Source organism: Streptomyces venezuelae, from assembly GCF_008642355.1.
GTDB classification, from domain to species: domain Bacteria; phylum Actinomycetota; class Actinomycetes; order Streptomycetales; family Streptomycetaceae; genus Streptomyces; species Streptomyces venezuelae_B.
The window spans coordinates 4,700,278-4,716,201 of record NZ_CP029193.1 but is presented as its reverse complement, the minus strand read 5'-3'; the positions used below and the strand labels follow the sequence as shown (position 1 = coordinate 4,716,201).

Genomic DNA, 15,924 nt, shown 5'->3' with positions numbered 1-15,924 from the left:
GTCTGCTCTCCCTCGCCTCTTCCCCGTGCGTTCGGTACAGGGGACCGTTCGTTCGGCTTGACGAACGCGATCCTCTCCGCCCATCCTACGACGCATGTGTTCGCCACACCGAACAGACGACCCGTCCCACCGAACAGGCGAGGGGGCCACCGGTCTCGTCCGCTTCTCCGACCTGCCGCCAGGCGTCCTGCGCGACATCGCGCTCGTCTGGCTCGCCGACGCCGTCGTCGGCGTCTCCTTCGGCGCCATCGCCGTCGGCGGCGGACTGCCCGTCTGGGTGCCGGTCCTCATGTCGCTGCTCGTGTACGCGGGCTCCGCCCAGTTCAGCGCGGTCGGTGTCCTGACCGCGGGCGGCGGACCCGTGGCCGCCGCCGCGACCGGGCTGCTGCTCAACTCCCGTACGGCCGCGTTCAGCCTCGCCCTCGCCGACGACCTCGGCCGGTCCTGGACCGCGCGGCTCATCGGCGCGCACCTCGTGACCGACGAGACCGCCGCGTTCGTCCTCGCCCAGGAGGGCCGCAGGCAGCGCAAGGCGGCGTTCTGGATATCCGGGGTCGGCCTGTTCGTCGCGTGGAATCTCTCCGTGCTCGCGGGCGCCCTCGCCGGGTCCGCGCTCGGCGACACCGACCGGTTCGGGCTCGACGCCGCGTTCCCCGCGGTGCTGCTCGCACTGGTGCTGCCCGCCCTGCGCGGCGACAGCGCGGCACGGCGGGCCTCGGCCGTCGGCGCGGTCGTCGCGGTGGCCTCCGCGCCGCTGCTGCCCGCGGGGGTGCCCGTACTCCTCGCCCTGCTGGGGCTGCTCGCGGCCCGCCGCGGGCCCCGCCGCCCCCGTACCGCCTCTTCGAGGAGCGCCTCATGAACGCCACGCTCGCCTGCGTCCTCGCGCTGGCCGCGGGAACGTACGTCTTCCGGCTCGCCGGGCCCGTCCTGCACGGGCGCGTCGAACTCCCCGCCCGCGTGCAGGAACTGCTGACGGTGGGCGCCACCGTGCTGCTCGTCGCGCTGCTCGCCACCGGCGCGCTCACCGAGGGGCAGGGCTTCGCGGGATGGGCGAGGCCCGCCGGGGTGCTGGCCGGCGGGGTGCTCGCCTGGCGCAGGGCGCCGTTCGCCGTGGTCGTGGTGGGCGCGGCGGCGACGACGGCGCTGCTGCGGCTGGCGGGGGTGCAGTAGCGCGGGGTGCCTCTATCGAGGCGCGGTCCCCCGCTCGTACAACTCCTCCACCACCTCCGCGTACCGCTCCGTCACCGCCTTCCTGCGCACCTTCAGGCTCGGTGTGAGCAGGCCGCCCTCCACCGTGAAGTCCTCGTCGAGGACGGTGAAACCGCGGATGCGGGCGGGCCGCGAGGCCGTGGCGTTGGCGGCGTCCACCGCCTCCTGGACCAGGGCGCGCACGCGGGGGTCGCGGGAGGCGGGCGCGGTCAGCGTCACGCCCTCCCGCTCCGCCCAGCCCGCGACCTCCTCCGCGTCCAGCGTGACGAGCGCGACCGGGTAGGGCCGGTGGTCGCCGACCATCACGGCGCGGGAGACGAACCGCGATGACTGGATGGCGAGTTCGGTCAGGGAGGGGGTGAGGTTCTTGCCGCCCGAGGTGATGATGAGGTCCTTCTTGCGGCCGGTGATCGTGAGGAACCCGTCCTCGTCGAGCGCGCCCAGGTCGCCCGTGTGCAGCCATCCGTCGGCGTCGAGCGCGTCGCGGGTGGCCTCGGGGTTGTTGTGGTAGCCCCGGAAGACCATGGCGCCCCGGGCCAGGACCTCCCCGTCGTCGGCGATCCGCAGCTCGACCCCGTCGACGGGCCGGCCGACCGTCCCGTACCGCACCGCCTCCGGATGGTTGAGGGTGAGGACGCCCGCCGACTCCGTCATGCCGTACCCCTCGTAGACGGCGATGCCGCAGGCCCGCAAGAAGTCGACGGTGTCCGGCGCGATGGGCGCGCCGCCGGTCAGCGCCCACCGGACCCGGCCGCCCAGTGCCTGCCTGACCAGGCCGTAGAGCGCCTTGTCGGCCGCTTCGTACGCGTCCCGCAGCTCGTCGGGCAGGGCGCCCTCGGCGGCGAGGACGCCGATACGGACGGCTTCCTCGAACCGTTCGCGCCCGCCCTCCCGCGCCTCGGCGAGCGACAGCACCACGGACCGCACCTTCTCGAACAGCCGCGGCACGGACGGCAGATGCGTGGGCCGCGCCTCGGCGAGTTCGGACACGACGTCCTCGACGCGCCCGCCGAAGTAGATGAGCGTGCCGCCCGCGATGAGCGTCGTGAACTCGATGAGCTGCGCGAGGAGATGGGCGAGCGGCAGATAGAGGTACGTGGACTCGCCGGGGCCGCCGTCCACGAGCGGGAGGGTGGCGGCCTGCACGGCCAGCAGGTTGCCGTGCGTGAGCAGGCACCCCTTGGGCGGTCCCGTGGTGCCCGACGTGTAGATGATGGTGGCGAGGTCCGTGTCCCGGCAGGCGGCCGCTCGCTCCAGCAGTTCGTCCGCGGGACCGGGTCCGCCGGGCGGCTCCGTCATGAGCAGCACGTGCCGCAGCCCGGGGAGCCGGTCCCGCAGCCGCTCCACCTTCGCCGCCTGTGCCGCGTCCTCGCAGAGCGCGACCTCCGCGCCCGAGTCCGAGAGGACCCACGCGACCTCGTCGTCCCCTGCCGTCGGATAGACCGGCACCACGACGGCGCCCGCCGCGAGGACGCCGAAATGCGTGCAGGTCCACTCGGGGCGCGTCTCGGCCAGGATGGCGACGCGGCCGCCGGGCGGGACGCCCAGCGCGAGCAGCGTCCGGCCCACCCGGCGTGCGGCGTCGCGGAGTTCCGCGTACGTCGTCTCGGTCCACTCCCCGTCGCGCCGGAAGCGCAGGGCGGGGAGGTCGGTGTGGCGCTCCGCCGCCCACTCCGCGAGGAGCGCGAGGGTGCCGGGCAGTTCGGACGGCGGCTCTGTCGGGTCCTTCCGCGTCTGCTGCATGCGTACGACGCTAAGGAGCCCACCCCGGCGCCGGGGATGACGGGAAACGTCAGCACCACTGGCCGGGGCGCTCAGCCGTTCTCGGTTCGCGGTGTTCTGGGGCGGGCCTCCCGGCGCTAACGTCGTGCACATGGCGAGGCGGACGATCACCGTGCACCACGTGCGGGCCGTGCTGCGCGGCGCGGAGCGGCACGGGGTCGACACGGTGCCGCTGCTGCGGGGAGCGCAGATCCCGCCGCTGCTGCTCGGGGACGACCTGGCCCGGGTCACGGCGCCCCAGTTCGCGCGACTCTTCCGGGAGCTGTACCGCGCGACGCAGGACGAGTTCCTGGGGCTCGGTTCCGCCGTCAGCAGGCCGGGGACGTTCGCGATGATGTGCCGGGCCGCACTGGGCTGCCGCGATCTCGGGTCGGCCGTCGAGCGGGGCGTGACGTTCTACGGCCTGTTCCCCGGCGGGCCGGACCTCGTCCTCGAACGGCGTGGCGGCGACGCCGTGTTCGGCGTGTGCAGCGACCTCGAACAGGACTACTTCCTCGCCGAGTGCCTCGTCATCATCTGGCACCGGCTGTGCAGCTGGCTGATCGGACGCCGCATCCCGCTGCGGTGGGCCGAGTTCGGGCATCCGCCGCCCCCGCACAAGGACGAGTACGAGCTGCTCTTCGGGTGCCCCGTGCGGTTCGGCGCCGAGCGGACCGGCGCGGGCTTCGCCCCGCACTGGCTGGACGCACCGCTCGTCAGGGACGAGGACGCACTGGACGAGATGCTGCGCCGGGCCCCCTTCGAACTCCTCAGCCGCCGCGAGTACGGCACGACGGTCGCCGAGCAGGTGCGCCGCGTCCTCGCCGGCGCCCTGCGCTCCTCGCCGCGGCTGCCCTCCCTCGGGGATATCGCGGCGCGGCTCGCGGTGAGCCCGGCGACGCTGCGGCGCAGGCTCGCCCAGGAGTCCACGTCGTACCAGCAGCTGAAGGACGCGGTGCGGCGCGACGCGGCGATCGCGGGTCTGGTGGAGGGCCACGAACCGATCGCGGAGCTCGCGGCCCGGCTCGGCTTCTCCGAGGACACCGCGTTCCACCGGGCGTTCCGCCGCTGGACGGGTACGACGCCGGGCGCCTACCGCACGGAGACGGAACGCCCGCCCGGCGCCTTTCCCTACGACTCGTCGTCGCCCGGCGCGGGCGCGTCCGGCGGCGGCGCGTCCGGCGTCGGGGCCGCGTCCGACAGGGCATCCGGGGAGGCTCCGCGCGGCTGAGACGGCGCGGCGGCGAAGCGCGCGCCGTTGACCGCCGCGCCGTCACCGGACACCGTCGTCTCCCCCTCCCGTTTGCCGAGCCGCCTGCTGGTGCGGCCGAGGGCGATCAGGACGGTGATCAGCGAGGTGGACGTGGACTCGATGCGGCGGGTGTAGCGGACGGCCTCCTCGTACGCGGCGTGGGCCTGCGGCAGCATGTCCTGCGCGTCGTAGACGTCACCCATGTCCTTGAGCACGGACGCGTACCAGCCCGGGTCGGACGCGCCGTCGATCAGGGCGAGCACCGCCCGGCAGGCGGACACCGCGTCGGCGTAGGCGCGCTCGACGCCCATGCGGCCCAGCTCCTCGTAGGTGAGGGCCATGTTGTGCAGGACGGCGGCCCGCCGCTCGGTGTCCCCGATCTTCGGGACCTCCGCGGCGAGCTGTTCGAGCACCTCCCGCGCCTCGGTCCGCTCGCCCATCGCGACCAGCGTGTTGGCGAGCGCCGTCATCGTCGTGGCGAGGTCGCTCGGGTTGTCCGCCTGCTGCTTGTACGAGACCGCCTGCCGGAAGTGTTCGACGGCTTCCTTCAGGTCGTGGGCGTCGCGGTAGGTGTCGGCGATGTCGTGCAGGATGATGCCGTAGACGCCCGGCGACTCCTCGGGGTCGGTCAGGCCGCGCGCCTCGTTGAAGCAGGCGAGGGCCTGTTCCAGGCGGGCGGGCCGCGGCTGGCTGGTCTCTTCCGGCATGGCGGTTCTCCGTTCGGGGTCGGATGGTGGAGTCCTGCTTCCGTCGCGCAGTTCCCGTCCGCGGCCGATCAGCGCGTGCGTCAGCGTCACGGCGGCCTCCGCCGTCTGGGCGTGGTCGGGCCCGAAGGCGCCGCGGACGTCGTCGAGTTGCTGCCGGTGGGCGAGGACGGAACCCGCGGTGTCACCCGCCTCCTCCCAGCACCAGGCGAGGCTGCGCTGCACGCCGAACAGCTCGATGTGGCACGTACCGAGCACCCGCTCCATGTCGACGACGAGCCGCTCCAGCGCGAACAGCGCCTCGGTGTTGCGGCCCGACTCCCGTAACCAGTAGGCGTGTTCGGCACGGTTGGCCAGGGTGTCGGTGTGGTCGGGGCCGAGCACCCGTTCCCGGTCGGCGAACAGGTCCTCGTACGCGCTCACGGCACCGGCCGTGTCCCCCGACCGCCCCCGGTACGCGGCGAGGTTGTGGCGGGCCCAGAACAGCTCGGGGTGGTCGCGGCCGAGGAGTTCCTCGCGGTCGGCGACGAGCTGTTCGAGGGCGGTGATCGCCCCTGCCGTGTCGCCCGCCGCCCCCCACCACAGGGCGAGGAAGCTGCGGGCGCCCAGCGTCTCGGGCGCCTCGTCCCCCAGCTCGCGCTGGAAGTCGCAGAGGACCTGCTCGAACTCCACGAGGGCCCCGGGCACGTCCTCGGCGAGTGCCCGCGCGTGGGCGAGGGAGTGCCGGGCCCGCAGCGTGTCCGCGTCGTCGCGCCCGCACACCCGCGCGGTGTCGCCGACCACCTGCCGGAGCTCGTCGGCGGCGACCAGCGGGTGACCGGACATCGCCCACATCTCGGCGCGTTCGAGCCGCGCCCTGAGGGTGTCCCTGTGGTCGGGCCCGAGGCGCTGCGCCGCCTGCCGCGCCAGGGTCCCGAACTGCTCCATCGCGTGCGTGTAGTGACCTGCCGCCGCGACGCTGTTCGCCGACCGGAAGATCACGTCGTGCGCCTGCCCCGCCCACAGCGCACCGTCCGCCACCCGCCGCAGCGCGTCGGTGTTCGCCCGCAGCGCCCGGCCAAGCGCGGGGTCCCGCTCGACCTCGGGCCAGGCCTCGACGAGCGCGTCGGCGGCGGCCACCGCGGCCTCGTCGAGGCGGTCGCGGGAGAGGGTCTCGCGGATGCTGCGCTGGACCAGTTGGTGGACGCGTACGGCCTGATGGGGGACCCCGGGGGTGTGATCGACGAGATGCATGCGGTGCAGGGCGCGGAGCGCGTCGACGGCGTCGAAGGCCTCGACGGTGTCCTCCGCGGCAGGCTCATCGGGCTCATCGGGCCCGTCACGCCCGGTGCGGTGCCGGGCCAGGTAGCGGCACGCGGCCTTCCCGGTGAGCACGGACGCGGGGATGCCGTTCGGGTCGAGCAGGGCGATGAGGACGAGCAGGGGGCTCGCCAGGCCCCGCGGCCGCATCCGGTCGGCTCGGTCGACGGACAGCGACCAGGTCGCGGCGAGGGTGACGGTCTGCGCGTCGGGCAGGGAGCCCGGCTCGGGGAGAAGGCGGGCCAGGGCCCGGGTGCGGCCGGCGAGGAGGGCGCGGTAGCGGGCACAGTCCAGGCCGGTCTCCAGGAGGTACGCGGCGGCCTGCGACAGCGCGAGCGGCAGGTCCCCGAGGTCCTCGGCGAGCCGCGCGATGCAGTCGGGCGGCTGTGCCACGTTCGCCCGCGCGCCGTTGCCGCTGTCCCCGCGCTCCCCCGCGAGCACCTGGGTGAGGTACGCGACCGACTCCGCCCGGTCGAACAGGCCGACGTCGATGCAGCGGTGCCCGTGTCCGGTCAGGACGGCGTCGCGGCGCCGTGTCGTGACCAGCGTCCTGCCGTGCGGCCCCGCGGGCGGCCACAGGGCGATGCGGGGCGTGACGGGGTCGGCGAGCAGGTCGACCGGGTCGGCGAGGTCGTCGAGGACCACCATCCAGCCGGGGCCCCGCTCCCCGTCGCCGCCGGGCGGGCGCGGCTCCAGCCAGGCGAGGAAGCGGGCGGCGGCCTGCTCCGAGTCGGCGAGGGTGATGCCGAGGACATCCTCCGCGGCCTGTGCGTACGCCGCGACGACCGCCTCGCGCTTCACCGCGGTCACCCACAGGAGCAGGTCGACCTCGCCGCTGCGCAGCAGGTCGCGGGCGTACCGCGCGGCCAGCTGGGTCTTGCCGACGCCTCCGGTGCCGGCGAGGACCTGGCCGAGCACGGCGGTGCCGCCGTCGGCCATCTCGCGCGCGAGGCGTCTGCCCACGCCGCGGTCCTGGAAGCAGTGCGCCTCCTGGGGCAGCACTCCGACGATGTGCGGGCTGTGCCGTGTGAACGGCCTGGCACCCGCCGGTCCGCTCAGCCCTCGGCCGGATCCGGCGGGGAAGGGCGGTCCAGCCACAGATCCCCGTGCATCTCGCCGATGTTGACCGGGCTGCCGTGGTTCACGACGGAGCCGAGAACGGCCTGCCCGCCGGGGCCGGACGCCGTCAGGTGCCCGACGGTGGGCGCGCCCCGCGCGAGGACGGACCGCAGCTCCCGCACGAGCTCCCGCAGTCCGTCGCCGAGCGCCCGGCGCACGCCGTCGTCCAGGTCGTCCAGAGCGATCTCGAAGCGCGTGCGCCAGGAGATCTGCTCTTCGCCGCGCAGCCGCCGCCCCACCTCGCCCTCCACCCCCTTGAGGTGGGCGTCCGTCCGGTCCAGACGGGCCAGCTCGGCCTGCTCGCGGGCCGGGTCGCCGCGGCCGAACCACCGGGCCACCGGTCCCCGTACGTCCCGCCACGCCTCCGTCCCCGCGGCCTGCACGACGGCGGTCGAGCCCTCCGCCGCCAATGCCGTCATGGCGTCATCGAGCATCCGCCACACCCCCATCGCTCCGAGCCCCGCGGCTCCCCCTCTGCGAACGTAGCGCCGAGACGGCGGCCTGGATACCTGCGAGCCGAGGTCAACGAAGGTGAGCGTCCCGGTCATCCCGGCGATTACCCGCCGGTCTCTACGGTCGTTGACAGAACACCCCTGCCCCTGAGGAAAGTTGGGAGAGCCGCATGCACACACGTACCAGCGCCGCGGCGTGGGCCGTGGTGGCCGCGCTCGGCCTGTCGGCCATCACCCCGCTCACCGCGGCACAAGCCGCCGCACCCACCGGCGCCCCCACGACCACCGCGACCGCCGCCGCCCCCGCGGCCCCCGCGGCCCCCGCGGCCCCCGCGACCGCCGACTCCCCCGGCGACATCGTGTCCTCCGAACCCAGCAGCTTCCACCCGCTGCCCCACCAGCCGACCGACACCAAGGCCTGGAAGATCCACTACCGCTCGACCACGGCCAAGGGCGAGCCGAACACCGTGTCGGGCACGGTCATCGTGCCCCAGGACGGCAGGAAGGGCCCCCGCCCCCTGATCACCTACGCCGTGGGGACCGTCGGAGTCGCCGACCGCTGTGCACCCAGCGCGGGCTTCCCCAAGGGCACCACGCTGGAAGGCAACCTGATCCAGCAGCTCACCCTGCGCGGCTGGGCGGTGGCCGTCACCGACTACGAGGGCCTCGGCACACCGGGCGACCACACCTACACCGTGGGCCGCGCGGAGGGCCAGGCCATGCTGGACGCCGCCCGCGCCGCGATCCGGCTGCCGGAGGCGGGCCTCGGCAAGGACACGCCGGTCGGCATCATGGGCTACTCGCAGGGCGGCCAGGCCTCGTCGTGGGCGGCCGAGCTGCACGGCACGTACGCCCCCGAACTCGACGTCAAGGGCACGGCGACCGGTGGCGTACCCGGTGACCTGCTGAAGGTCGCGAAGTTCAACGACGGCCTGTACGGCTCGGGCCTGATCTTCATGGCGGCGATCGGTCAGGACGCGGCCTTCCCCGAGCTGAGGCTCGACTCCTACCTCAACGACAAGGGCAGGAAGCTCATCGGCGCGCTGCGCGACTCCTGCGTCGCGGACGGCTCGGTGCTCGGCTCGTTCAAGACGATCGCGTCCATGACGACGAAGAACCCCCTCGAACAGCCGGACTGGAAGCAGCGTCTGACCGAGTCCCGGGTCGGCGGGGCCAGGCCGGACGCGCCCGTGTACCAGTACCACGCGTTCGCCGACGAGCTCATCCCGTACGCCGTGGGCACCAAGGTCCGCGCCGACTGGTGTGCGCGGGGCGCGAACGTCGAGTGGCACACGGTGCCCGTCGGTGACCACGTCAGCGCCGTGATGACGCAGTCGCCGTACGCGGCGCAGTGGCTGGCGGAGCGGTTCGCGGGGAAGGAGGCGCGCGGCAACTGCTGAGGCGCGGGGCGGCGGCGCGGCGGGCCGGGGCGGAAAATGAGTGGGGCCACGCGGGGAAGTCCCCCTAGGATCTCGAGGTTTGCACGACTTCGAGAACCCGGGGGGAATTCTCGTCATGCTCATCACGCCCACGGCCCTGTCCCTGACCATGCTGGCCCTGTTCGTCCTGGCGATGAAGGCGTCCGACACGGCGCCGCACCGCGGTGGGACGGAGCCGGGCGCCGAACCCGATGGCCCCGGCGCCCCCGGCAGCTCCGGAGTCCCCGGCAGCTCCGGAGGCATCGGAAAGGGAGCCGCCGGATGACCGCACACACCTCTACGCCCGCACCCGCCTCCGCGCCCGCACCCGCCTCCTCCTCCACGCCGCCGCTGGTCCCGCCGCCCGATGACCCCTCGCACGGGGACCCGGCCCCCGGCCCCGACTTCATCACCCCGGTCGACAACGTCTTCGTCCGCAGCCACCTCGGCGGCTGCCCCGACATCGACCCCGCGGCCTGGAGCCTGACGGTCGAGGGCCTGGTCGACCGGCCCCTGCGCCTCGACCTCGCGACGCTCCTCGCCCTGCCGTCGGACCACCTCACCGCCGTCCACGAGTGCTTCGGCAGCCCGTACCGGCCCGACACGCCCACGCGCGCGGTGACGAACGTCGAGTGGACGGGTCTGCCCCTGGCCGCGCTCCTGGACCGCGCGGGCCCGCTGCCCGCCGCACGGCACGTGCTCTTCGAGGGCGCGGACACCGGCTCCTTCCAGGGCGAGGACGGACTCTCGTACGTGAAGGACCTCCCCCTGGAGACCGCCCGCCGTGACGTGTTCCTCGCGCACGGCATGAACGGCGAGCCGCTGCGCGTCCGGCACGGGTACCCACTGCGGGCGGTCGTGCCGCGTATGTTCGGCACGAACTCGGTGAAGTGGCTGACCCGGGTCGTCCTGACGGACGAGCGACCGGAGCACATGTTCACGACGACCCTCTACACGCGGACGCTCCCCGGGTACGACACCCCGCAGCCGGTGCGCGCGCTGGACGTCAACAGCAAGATCCTCTCGCCCGAGCAGGACGCCCGACTCCCCTGCACGGGCCGGGCGTTCAGGGGTCGTACGTGGAGCACGACGGCGGTCGTCCGCCTCGACCTCTCCTTCGACGGTGGCCCCTGGGAGCCCGCCACGCTCGACGTCCCCGGCGCCGACCCGGCCTGGCAGGCCTTCTCCCTGCACCGAACGCTCGCACCGGGGCCGCACACGGTCCGCTCGCGCGCGACGGACGCGGCGGGCCGGGTCCAGCCGCCGCCGGGCGCGCGGAACTCCGTGCACGAGGTCCGGTTCACGGTGGACGCTCCCGCGAGCCGACCGCCACACGCGTACTCGCCCGCCGCCGAGGAGTAGTCATCGAGCACCCGAGAGCCAGATCACGGAACCCTTGCGGCGTGCCCTCCTGAAGGAGAAGCACCCGGACCTGGCGGACCTGGAGATCCGCCGGACCGCCCGGGGCCGGGACAACGAATTGCGGCGCCTCGGCGAGGACTTGGCGCTGCGCATGCCGCGCCCGCGACGGCACCTCGGCACCAGGGCAGGGGCTGCCCGTCGGCGCCCCTCGCAGCCGACTTCCCCGGACGCCTCGCGGACCTGTCACCCGAGGACACCGGCATCGGCCCGGACGACGCGCACGCCCTCCGCGCCCTCTGGGAGGACGCCGTGGCGGCACCCGCGTGGCAGGGCCCGCCCAGTTGGCTCCACCGCGACCTGCACCCCGCGAACGTCGTGGTCGCCGACGGCGCCCTCACCGGCGTCCTCGACTTCGGTGAACTCTGCGCGGGCGACCCGGCGACGGACCTCGGAGCAGCATGGCTGATCCTCCCGGCCGGGTCCGCCCCCCGCTTCTTCACCGCGTACGGCCGCGCCGACGACCCGATGATCCGCCGCGCCAAGGGATGGGCGGCCCTCCAGTCCCTGTCCCTCATCGACATCGGCCGCAACGGCGAACGCGGCCTGCCCGGCGGGAAGGTGACGTGGGGCCATGCGTGGCGGGCCACGCTTCAGAGGCTGATCGGCCGGTAGCGCTGTCCTGGTGCCGGGCCCGGCGGGTCTTCCGTCCGCCGGGCCCGGGGGTCACCGGGTCGCGCGGGTCGGGGTCACCGGGTTGCGCGGGCCAGGGTCACTCGGCAGGAGAAGGCCTCGTTGTCCTCCTGGAGGGCTGTGACCGAGACGCCCAAGTGGCCTTCCGGGTAGGCGGACGGTTCGACGTGGGCGGTGATCACGCAGGGCGCGTCGAACTCGACGTAGCGGAAGAACGCCGACTCGAAGCGGATCGGGAAGACGGCTCCGCCCAGCGGGTCCTGGACGGCGTGGGCGGCTTGGCGGGCCGCTTCGAGCAGGAGCATGCCCGGTGCGTGGTCGACGGGGTGGTCGAACAGGATGGGGTGCGTCTGGTCGACGCGCAACTGCCACTGGTGCGGGAGCGAAAGCGGCGGCGAGAGCGGCTCCGGCGTGGGTGAGAGCACGACGTCCTTGGCGTGGGCGCGGGCCACCGGGGCGGGCGGCGCAGGGGGCCCGGCCGGAATCGTGTCGCCGGAGGGTGTGCAGCGGTCGCCGCGGAGTCTGCGGTAGATCGCCGGGGCGTGGCTGCTGAACCGGGTGTGCGCGGTACCGAGGTGACGGCCGTCGCGCAGGATCTCGATGTCCATCGTCAGGGCGGCGAGACGACCGCCGCGCCGGGCGATGTCGCCGCAGGCGATGCGGAGTTCGACGTCCATCGGGCCGACGTCGAGGAACATCGCCCCGGGCGCGACCTCGAAGGTGAAGTGCTGCCAGATGAGGTGGTGGCCGAGCGGCACGTCGTAGAGGGCGTGCGAGATCAGCGGGATGCTCTGCCGCAGCGTCTCGGCGAGCAGCATCGGGTCGTGCCGTCCGGTGACGGGCGCGTAGAAGGCGTGGCCGCGCGGCCACCGGGCGGTGACCGTCACGCGGTCCTCACCGGCGGGCGCCCAGCCCGTGAGCAGTACCTCCGCGGCGTCCAGCTTGTGGACGTACTCCTGCGGCACGGGCCGCAGTTGTGTCGCCGGTGTGGTCCGAGCAGTGGTGCGCGCAGCGCTCGGCGCGGTGTTCTGTGCATGCGAAACGAAAGGCATGGGTCCCCCCCAGGGATGTGTGATGCCCGATCGAAGTGCGCGGGCTCTGGTCACCCAGAACCATGACGCGTAAAGTAACGTGCGTTCTTTTTGTTTGTCGAGAGAGGCCGTCCGGATGCCGGAACCGAAGCAGGAGCGGGCCCAGAAAACGCGCGAGGAGATCCTTCGCGCCGCCGCTGAGGTCTTCGACGAGCGCGGGTACAGCGGTGCCGGCATGCGGGAGATCATGAACCGCGCCGGTGTGACGCTCGGAGCCGTCTACTTCCACTTCCCCAACAAGGAGGCGCTGGCCCTGGCGGTGATGCGCGCCCAGCCCGCGAGCATCGTGCCCGCCCTGAAGTCGCAGGGCCTGCAACGCCTGGTGGACATCACGTTCGTGTGGGCGCACAAGCTCCAGACGGACCCGATGCTGCGCGCGGGTGTCCGGCTCACCAGCGAGCAGACCGGTTTCGGACTCGACGACGCCACGCCCTACCGGGAGTGGGCCCGGATCATGGAGGAGTGCCTCGCCGACGGCCGCACGGCGGGCGACGTCCGTGCGGACGTCGACGTCCGCACGCTCGCCGAGTTCATCGTGTCCGCGTGTACGGGCCTCCAGGCGTACTCCCTGCTCGCGAGCGGCCGCGAGGACCTGCCCGAACGGACCCGGGCCATGTGGCGGCTCCTCATGCCCGCCATTGCCACGGGGAACGCCGCCGACACCATCGACGTGAGCGAGGCGAGGGAAGCCGCGGTCAACGCCTGACGGCACCTCCTCCGACCCACCGCAGCACCTTCCTGACCGACCAGCAGCCAAGGACGTTCCATGCACCAGCACTTCGACCGCCTGCGCCTCGTCGCGCTCAACATCGACGGCGTTCTGCTCAACGACACGTTCAGCCCGGTCATCGGCAACTTCATCACCAGCCGCGGAGGCGTGTACGACGCCGGGACCGAGCGGCGCATCCTGTCCCAGCCGCGCCGCGTCGCCGGTGGCGAGATGGCCCGTGCGGCCGGCCTCGACATCACGGGCGACGAGGCCCTGGAGCTCTACTTCGCCGAGCGCGACCGCTACGTCGCCGAGCACCCGGTGCGGCCGAACCCGGGCGCCGCCGACCTCATCGAGCGGGTACGCGGCCTGGGCCTCCAGGTCGTCTGCTACGGCGGCCTGAGCAAGCCCCACTTCGACACGCACCTGGGACCGTGGGCGCACCTCTTCGACGGCCCCGGCTACGTCTGCACCGACTCGTTCCGCCCCGGCATCAGGGAGATCGCCGAGGACGTGTTCTCGCTGGGCCTCGACGAGGTCCTGTTCGTGGACGACGTCGCGCGGGTCGCCGAGACGGCGAAGGGACTCGGCGTGCCGTTCATCGGCCATCCCTGCAGTTTCCAGCGCACGTTCATGGAGGAGCTGTCGGTCCGGCACATCGTCGGCTCGCTGGACGCGATCGACGAGGAGCTCATCCGCACTCTCGACGCGGAGGCCGCGGCGGGCACTGTCTGGCCCGCGAACGTCGCGCTGTGAGGTTCGGCACCACCACACGCATCACCACAACCAGGGGGACGGCAAGACGATGAACGACACCACGACGCCCGGCGGAGACGGCATGCTGGCCGGCAAGACGGTCATGATCACCGGCGCTTCGAGCGGCATCGGCGCGGCGGCGGCACGGCTGTTCGCCGCGGAGGGCGCCGCCGTGGTCCTCACGGCACGCCGTGAGCAGCTGATCGAGAAGATCGCCGCGGAGATAGCGGAGACCGGCGGGCAGGCCCTCGCGGTCGCCGGGGACGTGACGGTCCCGGCGGACGTACGGCGGGTGGTCGACGCGGCGGTGGAGACGTACGGCCGGCTGGACGGCGGGTTCAACAACGCGGGGTGGGCCACCGCGGGCACCCCGTTGCACGAGACCGACGACGCCGTCTTCGACCAGGTGATCGACGTCAACGTACGCGGTGTCTGGAACTGCATGAAGGCGCAGATCACCGCGATGCTGGCGGACGGCCGAGGGGGCGCGGTCGTCAACACCTCCAGCGCGGCGGGCGTGGTCGCGACGGGAGCCACGGCGTCGTACATCGCGGCGAAGCACGCCGTGCTGGGGCTGACGAAGGCGGGCGGCGACGAGTACGGGCGGCGCGGGATCCGGGTGAACGCCCTGGTGGTGGGGAGCACCCGCACGGAGCTCATGGACCAGGTGCTCGCGGACACGCCGTCCCTGGAGGAGAGCTTCGTCTCCCGCTCCATGCAGAAGCGGATGGCCGATCCGGTGGAGGTGGCGCAGGCCGCCGCGTGGCTGCTCAGCGACCGCTCGTCGTTCGTCACGGGCGGGTCCGTACCGGTCGACGGCGGGTGGACGGCGGCCTGAGGCAGGGCGGTCGTACGGCTGTCGTACGCGTGGGCCGGGGCACAGGAGGGGGGTGCCCCGGCCCGCGTGCGCCGGGGGCGGCGGGGCCTCGGGGAGTTGCCAAAGGCGTGGGGAGCTCGCGGTCCGGGCGGGTGTCGCGGCGGCCGGGGGACGTAACGTCCGGACGGAAGCTGCCCGTTCACGGAATCGGAAGGTCTCACCGGTGCCTCTGCTCACCTCCCCCGTCCCGACGTCCTCCCCGCTCGCGGTAGCCGCGGAGGCTCCCGACCGCAACCTCGCCCTGGAGCTCGTCCGGGTCACCGAGGCCGCCGCCATGGCCGCGGGCCGCTGGGTCGGCCGCGGCGACAAGAACGGCGCCGACGGCGCGGCCGTGCGCGCCATGCGGACCCTCGTCTCCACCGTCTCGATGAACGGCGTCGTCGTCATCGGCGAGGGCGAGAAGGACGAAGCCCCGATGCTCTTCAACGGGGAGCGCGTCGGCGACGGCACCGGCGCCGAGGTCGACATCGCCGTCGACCCGATCGACGGCACCACCCTCACCGCGAAGGGCATGCCCAACGCCGTCGCCGTCCTCGCCGCCGCCGACCGCGGCGCCATGTTCGACCCGTCCGCCGTCTTCTACATGGACAAGCTGGTGACAGGACCCGAAGCCGCGGACTACGTGGACATCGACGCGCCCGCGTCGGTCAACGTCCGCCGCGTCGCCAAGGCGAAGAACCTGGCCCCCGAGGACGTCACCGTCGTCGTCCTCGACCGGCCGCGGCACCGGGCGGTGATCGACGAGGTCCGTGCGACGGGCGCCCGCATCAAGCTCATCTCCGACGGCGACGTCGCGGGTTCCGTCCTCGCCGTCCAGGAGGACAGCGGCGTCGACCTGCTGCTCGGCGTCGGCGGCACCCCCGAGGGCATCATCTCGGCCTGTGCCATCAAGTGCCTGGGCGGCACCATCCAGGGCAGGTTGCGGCCCAGGGACGACGAGGAGCGCCGGCGCGCCATCGACGCGGGCCACGACCTCGACCGTGTCCTCGCCACGGACGACCTGGTCAAGGGCGACAACGTCTTCTTCGTCGCCACCGGCATCACCGATGGCGAGCTGCTGCGCGGCGTGCGCTACGGTGCGGCGAGCGCCACCACCGAGTCCCTGGTGATGCGCTCCCGCTCCCGTACGATCCGCCGCATCGGCTCCACGCACCGGCTCACGAAGCTGCGCGCGTACAGCGCCGTCGACTTCGACCGGGCGAGCTGACCCCGCGTCACCCGGCGG

15 protein-coding genes are annotated in these 15,924 nt (G+C 73.5%); 11 read left to right on the top strand and 4 right to left on the bottom strand.

Annotation, left to right across the window (positions count from 1 at the left end; all coding sequences use genetic code 11):
- The first annotated feature begins 94 nt into the window (after positions 1 to 94).
- Complete coding sequence (locus tag DEJ47_RS21890) at positions 95 to 859, top strand: AzlC family ABC transporter permease (protein WP_150170854.1); 765 nt, start codon at positions 95 to 97, stop codon at positions 857 to 859.
- The gene (locus tag DEJ47_RS21885; protein WP_150170852.1) at positions 856 to 1,170 is read left to right on the top strand and encodes an AzlD domain-containing protein; all 315 of its coding nucleotides are present in this window, start codon (positions 856 to 858) and stop codon (positions 1,168 to 1,170) included. The genes DEJ47_RS21890 and DEJ47_RS21885 overlap by 4 nt, the downstream gene beginning before the upstream one ends.
- A gap of 12 nt (positions 1,171 to 1,182) precedes the next feature.
- Here DEJ47_RS21885 and DEJ47_RS21880 read toward each other — a convergent pair whose 3' ends face one another.
- On the bottom strand, positions 1,183 to 2,952 hold the full coding sequence (locus DEJ47_RS21880) for an AMP-dependent synthetase/ligase (protein ID WP_150170850.1): 1,770 nt from the start codon (positions 2,950 to 2,952) through the stop codon (positions 1,183 to 1,185).
- A gap of 130 nt (positions 2,953 to 3,082) precedes the next feature.
- On the opposite strand from DEJ47_RS21880, the gene DEJ47_RS21875 reads away from it, so the two are divergent.
- A complete protein-coding gene (locus DEJ47_RS21875) occupies positions 3,083 to 4,201 on the top strand; it encodes an AraC family transcriptional regulator (RefSeq protein WP_150170848.1) in 1,119 nt (372 codons plus the stop codon).
- On the opposite strand, the gene DEJ47_RS21870 is transcribed toward DEJ47_RS21875, so the two are convergent.
- Together DEJ47_RS21870 and DEJ47_RS21865 are read right to left on the bottom strand one after the other, a co-directional pair.
- Positions 4,102 to 7,227: a tetratricopeptide repeat protein gene (locus DEJ47_RS21870; RefSeq protein ID WP_150170846.1), complete on the bottom strand. Its 3,126-nt coding sequence runs from the start codon at positions 7,225 to 7,227 to the stop codon at positions 4,102 to 4,104. The genes DEJ47_RS21875 and DEJ47_RS21870 overlap by 100 nt on opposite strands.
- A gap of 53 nt (positions 7,228 to 7,280) precedes the next feature.
- Positions 7,281 to 7,778 (bottom strand): hypothetical protein, encoded by a 498-nt coding sequence (locus DEJ47_RS21865; protein ID WP_150170844.1) that lies wholly within the window; start codon positions 7,776 to 7,778, stop codon positions 7,281 to 7,283.
- A gap of 188 nt (positions 7,779 to 7,966) precedes the next feature.
- On the opposite strand from DEJ47_RS21865, the gene DEJ47_RS21860 reads away from it, so the two are divergent.
- The 4 genes from DEJ47_RS21860 to DEJ47_RS21850 all read left to right on the top strand — a co-directional run bounded on the left by DEJ47_RS21860 (position 7,967) and on the right by DEJ47_RS21850 (position 11,248).
- Positions 7,967 to 9,196, top strand: a complete 1,230-nt coding sequence (locus tag DEJ47_RS21860; protein WP_150170842.1) for a lipase family protein — start codon at positions 7,967 to 7,969, stop codon at positions 9,194 to 9,196.
- 115 nt (positions 9,197 to 9,311) lie between these two features.
- Positions 9,312 to 9,500: a hypothetical protein gene (locus DEJ47_RS36495; RefSeq protein WP_161236066.1), complete on the top strand. Its 189-nt coding sequence runs from the start codon at positions 9,312 to 9,314 to the stop codon at positions 9,498 to 9,500.
- The gene (locus DEJ47_RS21855; RefSeq protein WP_161236065.1) at positions 9,497 to 10,576 is read left to right on the top strand and encodes a molybdopterin-dependent oxidoreductase; all 1,080 of its coding nucleotides are present in this window, start codon (positions 9,497 to 9,499) and stop codon (positions 10,574 to 10,576) included. Before DEJ47_RS36495 ends, DEJ47_RS21855 begins: the two co-directional genes overlap by 4 nt.
- A gap of 117 nt (positions 10,577 to 10,693) precedes the next feature.
- Positions 10,694 to 11,248 (top strand): phosphotransferase, encoded by a 555-nt coding sequence (locus tag DEJ47_RS21850; protein ID WP_317850858.1) that lies wholly within the window; start codon positions 10,694 to 10,696, stop codon positions 11,246 to 11,248.
- A gap of 74 nt (positions 11,249 to 11,322) precedes the next feature.
- Here DEJ47_RS21850 and DEJ47_RS21845 read toward each other — a convergent pair whose 3' ends face one another.
- Positions 11,323 to 12,231 (bottom strand): ScbA/BarX family gamma-butyrolactone biosynthesis protein, encoded by a 909-nt coding sequence (locus DEJ47_RS21845; protein ID WP_223828445.1) that lies wholly within the window; start codon positions 12,229 to 12,231, stop codon positions 11,323 to 11,325.
- Positions 12,232 to 12,433: 202 nt separating this feature from the next.
- On the opposite strand from DEJ47_RS21845, the gene DEJ47_RS21840 reads away from it, so the two are divergent.
- The 4 genes from DEJ47_RS21840 (at position 12,434) to glpX (ending at position 15,906) form a co-directional block, all read left to right on the top strand.
- Entirely contained in the window at positions 12,434 to 13,063 is a 630-nt protein-coding gene (locus DEJ47_RS21840) for a ScbR family autoregulator-binding transcription factor (protein ID WP_150170836.1), read from the top strand.
- A gap of 60 nt (positions 13,064 to 13,123) precedes the next feature.
- A complete protein-coding gene (locus DEJ47_RS21835) occupies positions 13,124 to 13,822 on the top strand; it encodes an HAD family hydrolase (protein ID WP_150170834.1) in 699 nt (232 codons plus the stop codon).
- A gap of 49 nt (positions 13,823 to 13,871) precedes the next feature.
- Positions 13,872 to 14,660, top strand: coding sequence for an SDR family NAD(P)-dependent oxidoreductase (locus DEJ47_RS21830; protein ID WP_190415487.1), 789 nt, complete (start codon positions 13,872 to 13,874; stop codon positions 14,658 to 14,660).
- Between the two features lie 208 nt (positions 14,661 to 14,868).
- Positions 14,869 to 15,906: a class II fructose-bisphosphatase gene (gene glpX / locus DEJ47_RS21825; RefSeq protein ID WP_150175784.1), complete on the top strand. Its 1,038-nt coding sequence runs from the start codon at positions 14,869 to 14,871 to the stop codon at positions 15,904 to 15,906.
- The last annotated feature ends 18 nt before the right edge of the window (positions 15,907 to 15,924 follow it).